Genomic DNA, 17,197 nt, shown 5'->3' with positions numbered 1-17,197 from the left:
TTCAGGACGGCGTCGTTCGCTGGCGTCTGTGCGATCTGGCGCAATGGCTGTGGGAGGAGTTTCGCGTTTCGGTGAGCGAGCAGACGCTCAGCCGCGAAGTCCGGGCCATGGGCTATCGCAAGCTCGCTGTTCGGCCCAAACATCACGCGCAAGACCCTCAAGCCATTGAGGGTTTTAAAAAAGCTTCCCTGCCGCAGTGGCAGAGATTGCCGCTGGAGCGGCCCGAGGAAAACGCATAGAGATTTGGTTTCAGGATGAGGCCCGTATCGGGCAAAAGAACAAGATCACCCGCCGATGGGCCAGGCGAGGAACACGGCCTTCAGCACCGCACGATCAGCGCACAAGGTCGGCCTACATCTTCGGCGCAATCTGCCCGAAGCTCGGCAAGGCGGCGGCGCTGGTCATGCCATGGTGCGACACCTACGCCATGACCCAGCATCTTGTCGGTACCGGAGCAATACTCCCCAATAGTGCCGTTTGAATCTTCCCCAGGTGCTGCGGCCGCCGGTCTTCCGGGGCGCGCCCCGGAAGACCGGCGGCGCGTCATCGCCGATACTCCTTCCGATGGTCGGAAGGGGGATGTTGGTGATCAAGCTGAGGGAGACGATCATGATCCTGGATCTGCATCAGCAGGGCCTGACGGTGTCGGCAATTTCCAGAGAAACCGGTATCGATCGCAAGACGGTGCGCAAATACATTGAGCGGGGCCTCGAAGCTCCGGCCTATGGTCCAAGAAAGCCTCGGGCAACGGTTATCGACCCGTTCGCTTCATACCTACGGGAGCGGGTCAAATCCTATCCCGGTTTGACCGGCAGTCGATTGCTTCGAGAACTGCGCGAGCGAGGCTATACCGGCGGCTACACGGCTGTGACGGATTTTCTCCGTGATGTGCGCCCTGCTGCAAGTCAGGGCTTCGAAGTTCGTTTCGAGACGCCGCCCGGAGAGCAGGCCCAAGTCGACTTCGCCCAGTTCCACGTCGTTTTCACCGACGAACCGATGACGCCGAGGATCGTCTGGCTGTTCTCGATGGTGCTGGGTCATAGCCGCCTCATCTGGGCGCGTTTCGTCATGCATCAGAACCTACCGACCGTCCTGCGTTGCCATATCGCGGCCTTCGAGGCTCTTGGTGGCGCTCCCAGGGAGGTGCTTTACGACCGGATGAAGACGGCCGTCATCGGTGAAGGCCAGACAGAGGGCATCGTCTATAACCGTGCCCTCATAGACCTGGCGCGCCATTACGGATTCCATCCCAAGGCCTGCAAACCGTATCGTGCCAAGACCAAGGGCAAGGTCGAGCGGCCATTCCGTTATATTCGCGAAGACTTCTTCCTCGCCCGATCTTTCCGTAACCTCGATGATTTGAATGCTCAGCTTCGGCATTGGCTGGATATCGTCGCCAATCCAAGGAAGCACGCCACGACCCTGCGCGTCATCAATGAAGCCTTCGCCGAGGAACGGCCGCACCTGCGACCATTACCGCTGGCCCCGTTCAAATCCGTCCTGAAGCTGGAACGCCGCGTGTCGCGCGAAGGTATGGTCAGCGTCGGCGGAAACACCTACAGCGTTCCGGATGCTACACGAAGCCGAATGGTGGAAGTCCATTCTCTCGCCGACGAGGTCCGCATCTTCGAAAACGGCATCCTGATCGCAGCCCATCCTGTCCTGGAGGGTCGTAAACAGCGCCGGGTTCATCCTGACCATCGACGAGCACTCGTGCCGCAACATCGGTCCAGGACACGGGACGACGCCATTATCGTCAAGCCTGCCGGCGACACCGTACTTCAGCGATCTCTCGCCTTTTACGACGCTGTGGGCAAAGTCCTGGCACAGGAGAACCGCCCATGAGCGCGACCCTCGATGCCATTCCGTCCATGATCGATCGCATCCGTCATGATCTCGTCGGCCTGAAGATGCCACGGGCGCTGGAAGCTCTCGACCATGTCGTGCGCCGCCTCGAGCACGGTGAACTATCGGCACTTGAGGCCATCGACATCCTCCTGTCCGAGGAACTAACGCTGCGCGAGAACAGCCGCATCAAGACCGCCCTGCGAATGGGCAGGCTTGCAACGATCAAAACGCTAGCCGGCTTCGACTTTACGTTCCAACCCTCGCTCGACCGAGATCGCATCTTTACCCTGGCGCAGCTCGGGTTCGTCGACCGTCACGAGGCAGTTCATTTCCTCGGCCCACCGGGAACGGGAAAGAGCCATCTTGCCACAGCGCTGGGCGTCGAAGCCGTGAAAGCTGGAAAGAGCGTGTACTTCACGACGCTCGCTGACCTGATCGGTTCGCTTGCGCGTTCCGAACGGGAAGGTCGGCTCCAGGAGCGCATTCGCTTCTTCTGCAGGCCAAGCCTGCTGATCGTCGATGAGATCGGCTATCTGCCGGTCGTCTCGGGCGGCGGCAATCTGTTCTTCCAACTCGTCAATGCACGATACGAACGGGGGGCAATGATCCTGACATCAAACCGCGGCTTTGCAGAATGGGGCGATGTCTTTGGCGATCCTGTCGTCGCAACGGCGCTGCTCGACAGACTGCTTCACCACGCCGTTGTCGTGCAGATCGAAGGATCCAGCTACCGGTTGCGCCAGCATGCCGAACTCATGCCGGAGCATGTCAGATCCAAAGCCCTCATCGCACCACCGGCTTTCGCCCCGCCTCAAAAGCCACGCGGGCGGCCCCCGAAAAATCCTCAGTTCTCCTTGACGTCCACGTCGGCATAAGTGGGGAATTTTACTTCGGCACTTCTGGGGAAAATTCACGCGGCATTGACACATCTGGCCGAAATCGCCCGACACGTCGATGCCGACGCGCACGCTATCCTCATCATGGATCAGGCAGGCTGGCACATGTCCAACAATCTCGTCGTGCCCGAAAACATCACCATTCTGCCACTCCCGCCGAAATCGCCGGAGCTGAACCCGGTCGAAAACCTCTGGCATTTCATGCGCGACAACTGGTTATCAAACGTAAGCATCCGAACAGCCACGCGGTATCTGCGCGCGCGGATGAGAACCAACCGGTTTATGGTGGTGAGGTTCGGTTCNGTAAGCATCCGAACAGCCACGCGGTATCTGCGCGCGCGGATGAGAACCAACCGGTTTATGGTGGTGAGGTTCGGTTCGGAGTTGGGGGGCGTGGCGTAGCGGACCGTCAGGTTTTCCGGCGTGATCGACGCGCCCATTTTGCGACCAGGTGTTCAACGGCTCTGTTGAGGTCGGCGAACGCAGCATGGTTCGGGTCGAAGTCTTTGGCGCCCCACCATTCGGCAAGCTCGGCGTGCCGCTCATGAGCGGGATCGGCAAGCGCCTCGCGGAACTCCTGGTATCCCCAAGGGCCGCCGACGTCTTCCGGCGGGCAGCGCCCCGTCGCCTCGATCAGCATGGGGTCTGCCAGCGCAACGATGGGGAACGTGCGCTCGATCTTGATGCTGTGCGTCCAGCCGTCACCGAAGTCGTAGTGGTATTTGAAGGATTTCGCGCCGGTGTCCTGGATTGCCGACAGGAGCGAGACCTTGCGCGCATCGATTGGGCCATCCCCCCATTCCTGGTCGGGCAAACCAAAACCGACATCGCGGATCTGGAACTCGTAGAGGTGGGTATTCGTCCAGCCCATCGCGGCTTGCAAGACCTCATGCAATCGGCTGAGCCGGATGCGCCAGGGCACGACAATGCGCCGCATCACCGTTGGTTCGACATGATCAAGAGTAACCTTCAAACGGACCAGGGAAGCTGCCATCGTCAGGCCGCCAGCATGAGGGCTGGACTTTCACCCTGGCGTAGCCGCTTCCACTCCCACGGAAGCAATTCCGGCAGACGCGAGATCGGCAGGTCAGCGATACGAGCAAGGATATCGGCGAGCCAAGCCTTGGGATCCACGTCATTCAGCCGTGCGGTCATGATGAGCGTGAGCATGATGGCCGCGCGATCGGCGCCACGGTCGGAACCGGCGAAGAGCCAGGCCTTTCTTCCGCAAGCCACACCGCGCAACGCTCTTTCCGCGCAATTGTTGGTCATGCAGATCCTGCCGTCGTCGGCATAGCGGGCAAAGTCGGCCCAGCGCGACAGCATGTAGTCGATCGGCCCAGCCACCGGCGATGAACGCGAGAGGCCGCCCCGCTCGGCGCGCAACCATTCCTCCATATCGTTCAGCAAGGGCTTGCTCTTCTCCTGCCGGACGGCAAGCCGCTCTGCCGCGCTCTGGCCGTTGATATCGCGCTCGATGGCGAACAGGGCATCGATGCGCTTGACGGCTTCGAGGGCCGCCGGCGAGATCGGCTTGGCCCCTTTGCCGCGCCGGGCGTTTCGCGCGACATCGGCCAGTTCGAAGAACTTCCGGCGCGCATGGGCGAAGCAGAAGGCGGGCGTTGCCGGCATTTGCTTTCTCGTCCGGTCGAACAACGGATTGAAGCCGTTGTAGCAATCAGCCTGAAGGATGCCGCTGAAGTCGGCCAGATGCCGTTGCGGGTGCTCGCCGCGCCGATCGCTGGAAGCATAGAAGACCGCAGCCGGTGGTGCAGGCCCGGCGAATGGCTGATCGTCACGCACGTAAACCCATATTCGCCCGGTCGTGCATTGGCCCTTTGCCAGGATCGGGATCGTCGTGTCGTCGCCGTGAAGCCGCTCGGCCTGGAACACATGCGTCTCGATCAGGTCGAAGACCGGTTTGAGGGCGAAGGCGACGTGGCCGACCTGATCGGCCAACGTCTGGGTCGACAGGTCGATGCCCTCGCATTTGAACCGGGTGCGCTGCCGGTTCAGCGGGATATGCTGCCCGAACTTGTCGAAGACGATCGTCGCCAGAAGGTTCGGGCCAATAAAGCCGCGCGGTGTGGCATGGAACGGCGCGGGAGCCTGGCTGATCGCCTCACAATCGCGGCAGGTAAATTTTTCGCGCACCGTCTCGATCACCTTGAAGCGGCGCGGGATCTCCTCCAGCGTTCTCGTGATGTCCTCGCCCAGCTTCGATAGCCGCGATCCACCACAGCAAGCGCAGGCTGTCGGCGCGTCGAGGACGATGCGCTCGCACTCGATATCCTCCGGCCAGGGCTGGCGCACTGGCCGTTTACGCGTGAAGGCACGCACCGCCTGCGTTTTGGCCGTGGCCTCTTCGGCCGCCAGTTTGTCCTCGGTCGCCGACGCGGCGAGTTCTTCGAGCTGCAATTCCAACTGGTCGATCAGCCGCTGGGTGCGCTCACGACTCGGCCCGTGCTTGGCCCGTTCCAGCTTGCCGATCAGTAATTGCAGATGTGCGATCAGCGCCTCGGTGCTCGACAACCGCGCCTTTGCATTGGCGGCTTCCGCCTCGGCCTGCACACGCGCCGCGCGCTCGGCCAGCAGCGCCGCATGGGCGCTGGTAAGGTCCGAAGGCAGGGAAAGCGGCGGCAATGTCATGACGACATTCAACCAGATTTCCCAATAATCTCAATGCTTAAATGCAATCATACTCGCGTTGGTCGCCAAGTTTCCTGAGGCGCGCGCCAATCAATTCCGGAGAGCAGGTAGGAGAGCTGTGCCGACGAGATTGCCACCGCGCCACCTTCGGCCGAAGGCCAAATGAACCTTCCTCGTTCCAGCTTTTTCGTAAACAGGCAGGCACCCTGACCATCGTGCCAAACGATCTTGACCAGATCGCCGCGCTTGCCTCTGAAGCAGAACAGGTGGCCACCCAACGGGTCATGCTTCAGCACCTCCTGCACCCGCAGCGCCAGCGACGGGAACCCACACCGCATATCCGTATAGCCCGTCGCAAGCCAAACCCGAACACCTGTCGGGATCGCGATCATTCCAGCCCCTCAAGGCCACGGACGATCCGCAGCAACGCATCCACATCGACATCACGGTCGACAACAACGCGCCGGCCGTTCGCGATCACGACCTCCATGCGACCAGAACCAGACGCCGAAGGCTCCAGATCAGCAACCGGAACAGGATGCTCGGCCGCCGCGTCATAATCCGCAACAACGGGAACGAAACCAGCCAATGAACCACCCCCGAGCCGTCCTTCCCGCACCGCCTTGCGCCAGCTATTCAACTGAAAGCGCGTAATCTCATGGCGACGAGCCGTCGCCGATACCTGCTGGGGTCCGCTATAGCTCTCCGCGACAATCGCCAGCTTGGCTTCGTCACTAAAGTGCCGGCGACGACCTTTCTCTACAATCTCCAGCCGACTGATCTGCGGGCGACCGCTGCGAATGATATCCATGGGTAAAACACTGGCTATATTGACGTCGATATAGCCGGAGCCTCACCAAAATTCTCAAAACAGCAAGGCGTCCTTCCCCGGATGCGTACNGGCTATATTGACGTCGATATAGCCGGAGCCTCACCAAAATTCTCAAAACAGCAAGGCGTCCTTCCCCGGATGCGTACAGGCCTTGGCAGCTATGCCGTGTTGCTGGGCGGAGTGCTGGCGGCAAGCGCGATCATCCGCCTTGCGAGCCTGCCCGAAGGCTGGCGCTACCTCGCTTCACCCGCGCTCTGGCTGTTTATCGCAACCCTCTGGTTCGCACGCGGACAGTCGCCGGTCCAACCGCTGCGGCGGGCATGGGCGTCATGGTTGCAAGTCGCGCCTGTCACGGGCCTGTTCATCGTGTTGGGCATCCTCATGGCGGCCTCGGGCATGGCCGCCTATCTGGCGCGAACGCTGGCGGGAACTGGAACGGCCTATCTGGCGGCGGCCCCCTTCGTCGGCGCTGTAGGCGGCTTCGTCACCGGCTCCAACAGCGGGGCAAATGCGATGTTTGCCGCCACGCAGGCTGAAATCGCCCGCTCGCTCGGCGTCGATGTGTTGTGGTTCATGGCGGTCCACAATGTTGCCGCCGCCTTTCTCCTGATGGCTTCGCCCGGCAAGATTGAAATGGCCATTGAGTTGTCGCCGGCAGGCGTCGCCAATGATCGGCGCTGGTGCCAGATGATAATCCTTCTGGTCGCGCTCACCGTGGTTGCAATACTCGCGGCGATCAACGTCATAATGGGTGGGCGCTAGCGCAGCCGTCATTGGCGGGAACCGTGGGCAACTGGAGATGACGCCGGATTGCGAAGAGCGGGCTCGCACTGTCATGGCCGCATCAGCATCCGGTACACCGCCCCTCCCCGAAGGCCTGACGCCATACAGGGTACACTTGATCGCAGCACGGCTGTGCGATCGGGCCATTTGGCAAAGCACCCCGGGATGAGGGCCATAAAGTTGGGAGCAGGAGGGTGGTGGCAGCTCTACGGCGGGCTCGGAAATCCTAAGTGTCACGCCGTTCAATAGCCCCTTCTTTCTGATGCCTGAAGGCCAGCACATACACCGTATCGTCGGTTGGTTCGTGGCGATACAATGCAACGTAGCCGGAATCCCCGAACGCTATCACCAACTCACGTAGCTCCGGCCTTTCAGGGAGAGGCCGACCTATGTCCGGCGTCCTTTCCAGGAGCAAGAGTTGCCGCTCGATAGCCTGGCCGGCTCGCCTGACAGCTTCCGGGGCTTTCGTGGACAGAAACTGCCGGCAGCGCGCCAACCCCGTGGCCGCACCCTCTGTGACAATTACTTGTGGCACTCAGGCATCGCTTCTTCATCATCGGTGCCCCAGCTGTTCAACCAGGCTCGGACTTCCTGGCAGGTCAGGTGCCGGCCTGTTTCCTTATAGGCTTCCCAGGACGCCAGGGCTTCCTGTTTGAAGCTCTCTTGCGCTTCCTCGCGGTCTACATACTGCTGGATTGCTTCCAGCATGATCCAGTGCGCCGAGCGCCTGCGCTGGCTGGCAAGCTGCTGGACGCGGCTTTTCAGCCCATCATCAATCTTGAGGGATGTCGCCATATCCAGAACCTCTTATCACTCAGTAATACCTAGTAATAATGTAGTTCTTCTCTGCCGAGCTGTCCATGCGGAGGCTGTTGGCAAAAACGAACGCGATAGGAAGGCTCACCACTGAGCACCCCGGCCCTCGCACAGAAGCACTCATCTGACTTGGAGATCGGGCTGCCCTCCTGGTGGAGTTGGTCAAGGCGGCTTGTCTCAAGCATCTGGAAACGCTTGAACGCGGGATGGCATAGCCGCGCGCCAGGATGCCCACTCACCTAGCGTTCCGCTCCATCCCGGTCATTGTCGCGGAGGCGTTTCTGCTCCGCCTGGCGAAGAACCTGCTGGCGGTGCTCGTCTTGAACCTCCTTGGCAGCGCCGGCCTGCTCCCGCGCGGCACGGGCAGCACGTCCGGCGGCAATCGCCTGCTGCTGGGCGGCAATGGCGGGATCGGCCGCCGGTGGCACTGCTCGCCCTTCTGCGCGTGCCTCCGTGGTACGGGGCGCCGGCGGCCTTCCCCCGTTCCCCACGGTCTCGGTGACCGATCGCACCTGCTGCCTTTCTATATCGCAGCGCTGCTCGGCAAAGAGCGCGGAGATCTCCTTGCGCATCACCTCGATTGCCTGGCGCTCGGCACTGCTGCCAGCTGTCATCTCCAGGCGATCCATTGATTTGTTCGCCCGCAAGACGCGCGCGTCAAACTGTTCAAGCGAAAGCGGCATGGCCGTTTCCTTCTGCTGCTGGAGGGGGCCACTCAACTCCCTCCGTCCCACCGCCGGCATATCCTTGCCGCCCGCCGCAGCTGCGAACCGGCCGGCTGCCGCAATCACGGATGGCTCCGCGCCGGCCCGCTTCAGGGCGCTCGCCGTCGCCCGCCATTTCGAGACAAGCGCCAGATTCCCGTTGGTGAGCGACGCTCGATCGACGACGCCGGCGCGCTTTCGCTCGACGCGATTGGTAAGAGCCGATGTCTTGAGATAGCGATGGTCTTGCCGGCCACGCTCATAGGCTCCAGCCTGCGCCTGACTATAAGGCCTGGTGGCCGCAACATCCGAGCGGCGGGTGGCGACCATGGCAATGCCGTGCTCGCGTGCCTTGGCCGCAAACCGCTCGCGCCATTCGTAGAGTTCCGGCTTGGTCAGCCGCAGCGCCTTGCCGACATCGTCGCGCGCCGAGATCATCGCATGGACATGAACATGGCCGGTCTCCGCGTGATGCGCCGTAGTCCAGCGATGGCCGGCGACCTGCTCGCTGAGGAAATCCCGAACAGCGCGGGTCATCGCTTCCGGATCGGTCCCGGCCCGCGCCGAGAAGATAATGTGGAAAGCGTTGCGCGGCTCGACGGTGCGAATATGCGAGGACCAGGCCCGCCAGATGACGTCGGCCTTTTCCTTGACGCTGGAACCAAACTTGACCGAATCGCCTTCGCTGGTGGTGATGACCTTCTCCGTGCGCAGGAATTTTTCCAGGAAGTAACGGCCGGATTTCTCCGAGACGGACGCGCCGAGAATGTGCACCTCGGCTGAGACACCGGCGTCGGCCAGCCGGCGCACGAAATTGGCCTCCGCATTCTCGACGGCTCGTGCCGGCCCCTCGCCTTTCTCGCGAACCTTCAGCGCGCCAGCGATCTTCTTGGCCGGCAGATCCGTCACCGCATAGACCGAGACCTTGCCGTCCGGATGCCGGGAGTATAGGAAGGGTTTCGAGCTGAAGGCGACGTTCAGAGCGTCGTGTAGGGCCGCATCATCGACATCATCGACAAGCATCATGGAGAAGGTGGCGGCCGCGTTAACCGCATAAGCCTCGCGGAAATCAGCAGTCCATTCGGCGAGCGCTGCCGCCCGGTCCTCCCGGCTGGAAATGGCAATACCGTCCTGATCGTAGATCGCAATGTCGACCGTGCCCTTCTCGCCGCTTTCCTTTTCGACCTCGCGCGTGCCGAGATAGGTCATCAGGCCGGCGGCCGACGCGCGGCTGGACACGGTGGACGTCACTTTGATGACGACAGGCTGTGCGCCGGCGGCAATAGCCGCCCGGCTTACCGCTTCTGCCGAAGCCCGATCCATCGCCGCCTGTTGCGGGGCAGTCGGCCGAGGCGCGCGCTGGGCGCTCGCGGCGGAACCGCCGCCCCCTCCCCCGCCGGCCGATGCCCTCGGCTCGTCTTCATCGTCACGATCGCGGCCGGGGGCCCCCAGGGAACCGACCAGCGCAATAACGCCCTGCTGCGATCCCTTTGGGGCCTGCAAGATGGATGCGATCGTCGGCTCGCGTGAGGAATCCAAGCCCGAGGGCGATACTTTTTTCGCCATCCCTGTGGGAACAAAGCGTTGTCCCGGTTCCCTGGCCGACGGAGCGACACCACTGGCCCGCGGCCGGCGCAGTTCCTCTTCCCCGTCTACCAGCGACGAGGCGCGGCGGACGGTAAGTGCCTCGATCTCGACGAGCAGTCCGGTCCAGTCATGCGCCATGACCAGCTCCCTTCCGCTCCTTGCGGCTGATCCGCAGCATCAGGTCGATATCGGCGCGCAGGCGAAACACGCCGTCGAGAAGCCTGCGCAGCGCGGCGTCGAGATGCGGCTCGTACCCGACCCGCCCCTCGTTCATCGCCCTGACCGCCTGGTTGAGGTTGATGCCGATGCGGCGAAGTTCTTCATTGGTGCCACGCAGGGCGTCTGCCTCAGCCGGCCCGACCGGAAGCGGAAGGCCGGCCCGGTCGCGAAACAGCAGCCGGATGACGTCGCTGGCGGTGCGGCTGTCCCCGCAAAGCGCGGCGAGCGCCTTGCGCTCCTCCGGCTGCAGTCGGACCCTCACCACCTCGCTCCGCATGTCTTCCTTCCCGCTTGCCAGGTTGCCGGAGGCGACCCAGAGCGCCAGAGGCGCGAACCACTGCCCTGCCAGAGGCGGAGCGACGTCGAGTTTGTACCACAAACTTGACTATCCTGCCACAAGATATAAACTATAATTAATCTTTTTGAGCAACCTCGCACAACCGGACGTTCTCGCTACATACATCGCAACGACCCCGGATAACCCGAACACTTTGGCGTGAGCAATTACCCGTTGTTAACGCGCTCGTTGCCTGCGATACCACTGGAAACGGTCAATTATCCATTAATAACTGACAATTAACCGCGATCTTGTTCCCCATTATCAACGGGCAATTGATGACTGCCCATTAACCGTTGGCAACGGGTAATGATCAATCGTTACTCCTGAGGGAAGTTGCCTGTATGCAGGTTCCGCCGGCGCAGTTGACTAATTATAATTTATTTCCAACATCCACCGTTGAATGGTCGACTACATTGCCGTTTTGTTTTCTCCAACGGTCGCAACCCCGGCCATCTCCATGGCGCGAAAAACCCAAGCCAAGGTTTATGTCGTTAGGCTACAAGAGTTACCGTACCAATGCTCTGTTTTCCAAGACGGCGAGCATCGAAATCAGATATGCAAGAGATCATGAACCAACCATCGAGTGTCGCCCTTACTCACACCGCGAAAATGGGTAGATTCTGATGCTATCCGATCGTCTCACCCATCTACCTGACAGGAAGCGCCGCGAACTGGAGCGCACCGCGCAAATCCTGTTCGGGGAATTTGAAGAGGCCCTGAAAACAAAACTCTCCGACAAAGCCAAACGTGGCCGCATCCTCAAGCTGATCCTGTTCGGCTCCTATGCGCGCGGCGATTGGGTAGAAGATCGCAAGAGCGGCTATCTTTCCGACTATGACCTTCTCATCATCGTCAACGAGGAACGCTTTGCCGAACAGTATGAAGCTTGGGAGAAGGCTGGAGAACGGTTCTTGCAGGAGCTGACCATTACCCGCCGACTCGCCACGCCTGTCAATTTCATCGTCCACAGCTATCAGGATGTTAACGACCAGCTCGCCCAGGGCCGCCCATTTTTCGTCGACATCGCCCGCGACGGCGTAGTGCTCTACGAAGCCTCCGGCTTTCCTCTCGCCTTGCCGAAGATCCTTGCACCGAAAGAAGCCCTCGACCAAGCGCGCACCTATTTTGAGCATTGGTTCCCAAGTGCCATCCGCCGTCTCGAGATAGCGCAGGAAGCCATAAGGCGAGGTTACGTCAAGGAAGCTGCATTCGATCTGCATCAAACGACCGAACGCCTCTATCATTGCACCCTGCTCGTCCTGGCCCTCTACAGCCCAAAATCCCACAATCTAACCTTCCTTCGCTCCCAGGCAGAAAGGATCGCACCGCAACTCATCGGCATCTGGCCGCGCGATAGCCGGTTCGCTAAGCGGAGCTTTGCCCGCCTTGATCGCGCCTATGTCGATGCGCGCTACTCCCCGGCCTACGAAATAACCAACGAGGAATTGGTCTGGTTGATCGATCGCGTGACCATGTTGCAAAAAGCCGTGGCCAAGATCTGCACGGAGCGACTCGACGGGAACAAACCGGGCGCACCATGAGTACAAGCCAGGTGCCGTGCACCGAGGCCTTTCACTGGCGCCCCTCCAGCTCTCTATAGCGTAACGTGGAACCGTGCTCGCCTCCCGGCGGGTGCGGCTCACGCCGCGTCACTAATTCGGAGACCGGTGAATCGCCCGATCGCGCAATGGCTTATTGAGCGATGCGCTTAACCGCATAGCCACCTATTCGCTGACTGCCAGCAGCCCAGGCCGCTCCCAGGCAACCAAGCCGAAGCACTTCATTCTTGCCACGCAGGAGCATGAGCTATGATAGCGGGATAGATATCAAGTAAGATTGATTTCAGATAGCATGCATATTGCAATCTAAATTGCTATTCAGTTGCGATATGAATGCTATCTGATAGCTTTCACAAATCATTCATGCATTCAAGCTATCAGGTACGCTTGATAATCAATAGGAGACGAGCCATGCCGGTAGTGTGCGCAGCCAACCCCAAGGGGGGCGCGGGTAAATCGACGACCATCCTGGCCATAGCCTCGACCCTCGCTCAGCAGGGCGGATCCGTCACGATCATCGATGCCGACCCCAACAAACCGATCACCGACTGGCGAACGGGAAAGAGCAATCTTCCGATCAAGGTCATCAGCGAGGCGACGGAAGGCAATATCCGCGACCTCATCAACACCGCCGCAGCCGAGGCACAATTTGTCTTCGTCGATCTCGAAGGTACAGCAAGCCGCCTTGCATCACGCGCAATTATTCGCGCGGATCTCACCCTGATACCTTTGGGCGGCAGTGCTCTCGACGCCAAGCAGGCCGCACGGGCCGTCGGTCTGGTGCGGGAAAGTGAGGAGGACATCGGGCGTAAGCTAAACTTCACGCTCGCCTTCAATCGCACAAGCCCTCCGCCATTCACACGGCGTATCGAGCGAGAGATCGCAGATCAGATGCGAAGCAATGACCTACCAGTTCTCGGCACCCATCTTTATCGCCGCGAAGCCTATAACGCCATGTTCATGGAACGGCTCAGCCTCTTCGAACTCGACGCCAGGCAGGTGAACGGCCTGGAAGCTGCAATCGACAATGCCGTTCAGTTGACGGAGGAGGTACTCGAACTCCTTCGTGGCGCCTCGACGGAAAGGGCAGCGTAATGTCCAGCGATCTCGGATTTGGAAAACCGAAGAAACTCGATCTCTCCGGCTTCGCACCCCGCCCCGCGGAAAAGGCGCCGCCACAGGCCGAACAGGAGGCCTCCGATCGCGCAGCCGAGCGGGCCGGCTTCCAAAGCCGCGAGCCGGTCCAAAGGATCAAGCGCATCCGCAAGACAAGCGAGCCCTTGGACCAGGCTTTCGTGCGTGCGCCGATCGATGTCATCAACAGGTTTAAGCAATATTGCAACGACACTGGAATGTCGTACGGCGAGGCACTGGATGAGTTGATGCGGAAGGCGGGGATCTAAAACCCTCTCCTTCTAATCGGCAATGCTGGGTACGAAGAGGGTAAAATCGTGTACGTCAAACTGTCGTCGCTACCCGGCAGCATTCTACTCCTCTCACGCAACATGCTCCCTGTTTTATGCCCATTTACTGCAAACAGATGGCCAGAATAGACGCATACGCAAATAAGATACTCGTTACGTAATCTCTTAGATTTCTCCGACAACTCACCATCGGTTGGAGGCTACTATGGATACGGTAACGACCGAAGTAACAAGCGAGATACTAGGATTTGCCGACACAGGAGATTCCAGAAACAAGGTCTTAGGAGACACACTCGTCTCCGTAACGCGTAACACTGTTGGAGACGCAGAAGTCCAGGTCGATTTTCTTGGTGATTTTGGCGACCTCACAACTCTGTATCCTGATGAATGGTTTTCAGTAAGCATAGATGGATATGAACTAGGTAAATTTCAAGGAATACAATCTCAGAACACGACAAGTAACTTAAATATAGCATACTCAGATTGGGAAAACATCATAAATGACGGAACAATAAACCTAATATATACTATGGGCCCGGAAGTTGACAACCTTGACACCAATCCAAATGAGTTTATTAAATTAAAATTCACTTGGGAAACGCAACTCAACTGGGAAACACCAAGCCACCAAAAGACTCTTCCCACCCAAATCAGGGGCACAAACGCAGATGATGTTTTAAACGGCACTGATGGGAGAAACATCATTTATGGGTTGCTGGGGGACGATACAATTTCCGCCGGCGGGAACAACGACATTGTCAAGGGCGGCCTGGGTGACGACCGGATCAACGGTGGTAACCAGTCCGACGCGCTCTACGGCGAACAAGGAGACGATAATATCTTTGGCGACGACGGGAATGACATCGCATACGGCGGCGTTGGGAATGATCTTTTGGATGGTGGCGCTGGTAATGACTTCCTCTACGGCGGCGCGGGAAAAGACACACTTAAAGGCGGCGCCGACGACGACTTCTTGAAGGGCGCGAACGGTAATGACGTGTTGAACGGCAGCGTCGGCAACGACGAGCTCTATGGTGGCGCAGGCCACGACAAGCTTTCCGGCGGCCTCGGTAATGACGAACTGTTCGGAAACCGAGGCAACGACTCGCTCTTCGGTGGTGCAGGAAGGGACGTGCTCGACGGTGGCTTGGGCAACGACGAACTTTCCGGTGGCCTCGGTATAGATACCTTCGTCTTCGGAAAGAAAGAAGGCGATGATGTCATTCGCGGCTTCGAGGCAGACCACGATCTCATCAAGCTCAACGGGCAAACCTACACTGCCGTCGAAAATGCAGATGGTGACACCGTGCTTGAATTGTCCGGCGGCGGAAGCGTGACACTGCTTGGCATCGCGCTTGAAGATGTCAAATCCGATTGGTTCCTGTGAGTGTAGCCCCAGCTACCATGTTAGATCACACCGGCCGCACAGATTACCTATAGGGAAGGCTGCTATGCCCCCTACGGACTATACAAGCCCGATCAGGTTTGCCACCCGCATAGCAACCTTTCTTTTCTGCTCCACGCGGTCCTTGTCCCGATGCCGGATTTCACACTCCGGCATCGTGAAGATTTCAAGGCTGCCCCGCAATCGACGGAAGTTCGAACCGAGTTCCGTCACCAAACCGTGCTTCATGCGATAGAAGTCGGACTGCGCGGTATAATAGCCCGTTAAGCCGACCCGTGCCGCCTGGAGATGGGGATGGAACCGCCCCGTCAGCATGAAGTCATCGGCCTCCAGTGGCAGACCCGTGTTCAAAAGACGGTCATTGTCCAGCATCTCGACCTGCGGGAACTGCGTGGCCACCGCCTGGTACAGTTCTACGTCTCCGTTCGAGCAGGCCCAAAACACGACCTTGTCGAACTGGTCGAACAGTTTCGGCCCTTCCTCGCCCGTCGGCCCGAGCACGGACTTTGCACTAAAGCCGGAAAGATGCAGCCACCGCCCTGAATGCCGGGTGGTCTGGACGGGATAGAGGAATGCGTCATCGAATCCCTCCGTCAGGGAAGGGGAGTCCCCGATGATGGATTGCAGAGCCTCGACACTTGCTGTGTCCCGGCATTCGAAGATCTGGCATCCCTCGACGATGTTCCGCCAGGCCGCAGCGCCGACAGGGTAGACCTTCTTGAAAGGGGCAATACCCAGACCGGTCGCGACAACCGGAACGGACAGACAGCGGCCGATCTCCACGACGGCACCCAACAACCGCGTCGCGTTCTTCCAGTTGGCGCAGGCATATCCGCCTCCGAGGAAATGGAAGCCGCGAACGCCTTTGAATTTGGCAAGGTTGGCACGGGCATATTCCACGCCCTGCTCGTAGAAACCCGCATAGGAGCCCTGCACCCCGTCGGCATGCCGCGGAATGGTCTTGACGTAATCTACATTTGCAAAGTTGCGCAACAGCGCAGCCGTCGCCGATGCGCCCTTGCCATCCACGGTGATCGGTCCGTCATAGCCAAGCTCCCGGTAGAACCTCAGCCAGTACTGGACGAGTAGCTCGTCGCCAAAATTGGGTGCCCCGTTGCCCGCCAAAAGATAAAGCACTTGATCCCCACCACTTCCAAGAACGAACCAGTCAACGCCGCGCGATATAGCGGGGCAGGGCGGCAGCGTCACCTCTTTTAGCAAGCCGCCCACATGACCTTGCACGCATGAACTCGCTCGGCAACGCCTCGCAGGCGGGCCGCCGTCCTATCGATTTTCTGTTACAGTTCTGTGACAAAGGTGCTTCCACTCAGCCGTAAAATGCTGGAGAAGAGAGGTTCGAATGACCCTCTGATCAAACCTGCCGACTGCACCTTTTCAATAGGCAAGAACCTTCTGGGAAACGATTTATGACCGAAACCACAGCGGAATACTGGAACCGATACTACGGCGCACGGACATCTCCGGTTCCCAATATTCCATCGCAGTTCGCAGCCTTCGTCGCATTGGAAGTTGCGGCAGACTCGACCGTCGTCGACATTGGCTGCGGAAGCGGGCGGGACAGCCTCTTTTTCGCAAATGCCGGTTTCAACGTTCTCGGCGTTGATGCCTCCTCGGCCGCCGTCTCGCTCTGCCAGCGCACAGCAGAGGAACGGGGCGTCGATCGGGCATCCTTCCTGTGCTGCAGTGTCGATGACCCGGAACTGTCGGCGAAGATTTCAGCAGCAACCACGGGACGGATCGTCGTTTACGCCCGCTTCTTCCTGCATGCGATCCCGGAAGAAGCCGAGCTGGCCTTCCTCAAGACGGCAGCGAACCTCACCAATCTCGACCTCTTGGCGATCGAGTTCAGAACCGACCGGGACGCTCAGCAGACGAAAGTCACCGACAGCCATTACCGCCGGTTCATTCCGCCGCTCGACTTCCTGTCCCGCGCTGCGAAATTCGGTTTCTCCCCGGTCTATTTCACGGAAGGCTTCGGCTACGCGAAGTATCGCAACGACGACGCGCATATCGCCCGGGTGTTGATGCGCAGGACTTAGAGTCTGACTCGAAAAGCCTTCAACGATATCGGTACCTTGCAAGTCGCCTTGTGATCAGGCGAATGTGGGCGATGA

General features: G+C 59.6%; 17 protein-coding genes and 2 pseudogenes. 10 read left to right on the top strand and 9 right to left on the bottom strand.

Annotated features, from left to right (window positions below):
- From AKG11_RS35590 to AKG11_RS35925, 4 genes and pseudogenes are all read left to right on the top strand, one after another.
- Window positions 1-442: pseudogene (locus AKG11_RS35590) on the top strand (winged helix-turn-helix domain-containing protein); the annotation flags it as partial.
- 143 nt (window positions 443-585) lie between these two features.
- Window positions 586-1,845, top strand: coding sequence for an IS21 family transposase (gene istA / locus AKG11_RS32130; protein WP_050746942.1), 1,260 nt, complete (start codon window positions 586-588; stop codon window positions 1,843-1,845).
- Complete coding sequence (gene istB, locus AKG11_RS32125; protein ID WP_050746940.1) at window positions 1,842-2,723, top strand: IS21-like element ISRel3 family helper ATPase IstB; 882 nt, start codon at window positions 1,842-1,844, stop codon at window positions 2,721-2,723. Before istA ends, istB begins: the two co-directional genes overlap by 4 nt.
- A gap of 33 nt (window positions 2,724-2,756) precedes the next feature.
- Window positions 2,757-2,984: pseudogene (locus AKG11_RS35925) on the top strand (transposase); the annotation flags it as partial.
- Between the two features lie 169 nt (window positions 2,985-3,153).
- Here the strand turns inward: AKG11_RS35925 and AKG11_RS32115 are convergent.
- From AKG11_RS32115 to AKG11_RS34090, 4 genes are read right to left on the bottom strand one after another with little or no spacing between them, the layout of a single operon-like run.
- Window positions 3,154-3,738: a plasmid pRiA4b ORF-3 family protein gene (locus AKG11_RS32115; RefSeq protein ID WP_050746939.1), complete on the bottom strand. Its 585-nt coding sequence runs from the start codon at window positions 3,736-3,738 to the stop codon at window positions 3,154-3,156.
- A gap of 2 nt (window positions 3,739-3,740) precedes the next feature.
- Window positions 3,741-5,393, bottom strand: a complete 1,653-nt coding sequence (locus AKG11_RS32110; protein WP_050746941.1) for an IS66 family transposase — start codon at window positions 5,391-5,393, stop codon at window positions 3,741-3,743.
- A gap of 47 nt (window positions 5,394-5,440) precedes the next feature.
- Window positions 5,441-5,785, bottom strand: a complete 345-nt coding sequence (gene tnpB, locus AKG11_RS32105) for an IS66 family insertion sequence element accessory protein TnpB (RefSeq protein ID WP_050746938.1) — start codon at window positions 5,783-5,785, stop codon at window positions 5,441-5,443.
- Window positions 5,782-6,204: an IS66-like element accessory protein TnpA gene (locus tag AKG11_RS34090; RefSeq protein WP_064334523.1), complete on the bottom strand. Its 423-nt coding sequence runs from the start codon at window positions 6,202-6,204 to the stop codon at window positions 5,782-5,784. Before AKG11_RS34090 ends, tnpB begins: the two co-directional genes overlap by 4 nt.
- 81 nt (window positions 6,205-6,285) lie before the next feature.
- Between AKG11_RS34090 and AKG11_RS32100 the strand changes: the two genes are divergently transcribed.
- Entirely contained in the window at window positions 6,286-6,987 is a 702-nt protein-coding gene (locus tag AKG11_RS32100; RefSeq protein WP_082342918.1) for an L-lactate permease, read from the top strand.
- A 247-nt stretch (window positions 6,988-7,234) separates the two neighbouring features.
- Here the strand turns inward: AKG11_RS32100 and AKG11_RS32095 are convergent, their stop codons facing one another.
- The 4 genes from AKG11_RS32095 to AKG11_RS32080 form a co-directional block, all read right to left on the bottom strand.
- The gene (locus AKG11_RS32095) at window positions 7,235-7,504 is read right to left on the bottom strand and encodes a type II toxin-antitoxin system RelE/ParE family toxin (RefSeq protein WP_336620645.1); all 270 of its coding nucleotides are present in this window, start codon (window positions 7,502-7,504) and stop codon (window positions 7,235-7,237) included.
- Between the two features lie 26 nt (window positions 7,505-7,530).
- Window positions 7,531-7,803 (bottom strand): CopG family ribbon-helix-helix protein, encoded by a 273-nt coding sequence (locus AKG11_RS32090; RefSeq protein ID WP_050746935.1) that lies wholly within the window; start codon window positions 7,801-7,803, stop codon window positions 7,531-7,533.
- A 260-nt stretch (window positions 7,804-8,063) separates the two neighbouring features.
- The gene (locus AKG11_RS32085; RefSeq protein ID WP_050746934.1) at window positions 8,064-9,851 is read right to left on the bottom strand and encodes a relaxase/mobilization nuclease domain-containing protein; all 1,788 of its coding nucleotides are present in this window, start codon (window positions 9,849-9,851) and stop codon (window positions 8,064-8,066) included.
- A 391-nt stretch (window positions 9,852-10,242) separates the two neighbouring features.
- Complete coding sequence (locus AKG11_RS32080; protein WP_050746933.1) at window positions 10,243-10,713, bottom strand: MobC domain-containing protein; 471 nt, start codon at window positions 10,711-10,713, stop codon at window positions 10,243-10,245.
- A 584-nt stretch (window positions 10,714-11,297) separates the two neighbouring features.
- On the opposite strand from AKG11_RS32080, the gene AKG11_RS32075 reads away from it, so the two are divergent.
- From AKG11_RS32075 to AKG11_RS34085, 4 genes are all read left to right on the top strand, one after another.
- On the top strand, window positions 11,298-12,215 hold the full coding sequence (locus tag AKG11_RS32075; RefSeq protein ID WP_050746932.1) for a HEPN domain-containing protein: 918 nt from the start codon (window positions 11,298-11,300) through the stop codon (window positions 12,213-12,215).
- 429 nt (window positions 12,216-12,644) lie between these two features.
- The gene (locus AKG11_RS32070) at window positions 12,645-13,328 is read left to right on the top strand and encodes a ParA family protein (RefSeq protein WP_050746931.1); all 684 of its coding nucleotides are present in this window, start codon (window positions 12,645-12,647) and stop codon (window positions 13,326-13,328) included.
- The gene (locus AKG11_RS32065) at window positions 13,328-13,636 is read left to right on the top strand and encodes a hypothetical protein (RefSeq protein WP_050746930.1); all 309 of its coding nucleotides are present in this window, start codon (window positions 13,328-13,330) and stop codon (window positions 13,634-13,636) included. The genes AKG11_RS32070 and AKG11_RS32065 overlap by 1 nt, the downstream gene beginning before the upstream one ends.
- Window positions 13,637-13,862: 226 nt before the next feature.
- Window positions 13,863-15,044 carry a calcium-binding protein gene (locus AKG11_RS34085; protein ID WP_082342916.1) on the top strand — a complete coding sequence of 394 codons (1,182 nt, stop codon included), beginning with the start codon at window positions 13,863-13,865 and terminating at the stop codon, window positions 15,042-15,044.
- A gap of 78 nt (window positions 15,045-15,122) precedes the next feature.
- Here the strand turns inward: AKG11_RS34085 and AKG11_RS32055 are convergent, their stop codons facing one another.
- Window positions 15,123-16,304, bottom strand: coding sequence for a hypothetical protein (locus AKG11_RS32055; RefSeq protein WP_156334205.1), 1,182 nt, complete (start codon window positions 16,302-16,304; stop codon window positions 15,123-15,125).
- Window positions 16,305-16,489: 185 nt separating this feature from the next.
- On the opposite strand from AKG11_RS32055, the gene AKG11_RS32050 reads away from it, so the two are divergent.
- Window positions 16,490-17,122, top strand: coding sequence for a class I SAM-dependent methyltransferase (locus AKG11_RS32050; RefSeq protein ID WP_050746927.1), 633 nt, complete (start codon window positions 16,490-16,492; stop codon window positions 17,120-17,122).
- Window positions 17,123-17,197: the final 75 nt, after the last annotated feature.

It is taken from the genome of Shinella sp. SUS2, assembly GCF_001262505.1.
Taxonomy (GTDB): Bacteria; Pseudomonadota; Alphaproteobacteria; order Rhizobiales; family Rhizobiaceae; genus Shinella.
The sequence above is the reverse complement of the archived record's forward strand: the minus strand, read 5'-3'. Positions and strand labels throughout refer to the sequence as shown.

Bases quoted from the DNA above. Each gene is read 5' to 3' on its own strand.
- istB (WP_050746940.1), top strand. From the start codon at position 1,842: ATGAGCGCGACCCTCGATGCCATTCCGTCCATGATCGATCGCATCCGT.
- AKG11_RS32115 (WP_050746939.1), bottom strand. From the start codon at position 3,738: ATGGCAGCTTCCCTGGTCCGTTTGAAGGTTACTCTTGATCATGTCGAA.
- AKG11_RS32110 (WP_050746941.1), bottom strand. From the start codon at position 5,393: ATGACATTGCCGCCGCTTTCCCTGCCTTCGGACCTTACCAGCGCCCAT.
- tnpB (WP_050746938.1), bottom strand. From the start codon at position 5,785: ATGATCGCGATCCCGACAGGTGTTCGGGTTTGGCTTGCGACGGGCTAT.
- AKG11_RS34090 (WP_064334523.1), bottom strand. From the start codon at position 6,204: ATGGATATCATTCGCAGCGGTCGCCCGCAGATCAGTCGGCTGGAGATT.
- AKG11_RS32090 (WP_050746935.1), bottom strand. From the start codon at position 7,803: ATGGCGACATCCCTCAAGATTGATGATGGGCTGAAAAGCCGCGTCCAG.
- AKG11_RS32085 (WP_050746934.1), bottom strand. From the start codon at position 9,851: ATGGATCGGGCTTCGGCAGAAGCGGTAAGCCGGGCGGCTATTGCCGCC.
- AKG11_RS32075 (WP_050746932.1), top strand. From the start codon at position 11,298: ATGCTATCCGATCGTCTCACCCATCTACCTGACAGGAAGCGCCGCGAA.
- AKG11_RS32070 (WP_050746931.1), top strand. From the start codon at position 12,645: ATGCCGGTAGTGTGCGCAGCCAACCCCAAGGGGGGCGCGGGTAAATCG.
- AKG11_RS32065 (WP_050746930.1), top strand. From the start codon at position 13,328: ATGTCCAGCGATCTCGGATTTGGAAAACCGAAGAAACTCGATCTCTCC.
- AKG11_RS34085 (WP_082342916.1), top strand. From the start codon at position 13,863: ATGGATACGGTAACGACCGAAGTAACAAGCGAGATACTAGGATTTGCC.
- AKG11_RS32050 (WP_050746927.1), top strand. From the start codon at position 16,490: ATGACCGAAACCACAGCGGAATACTGGAACCGATACTACGGCGCACGG.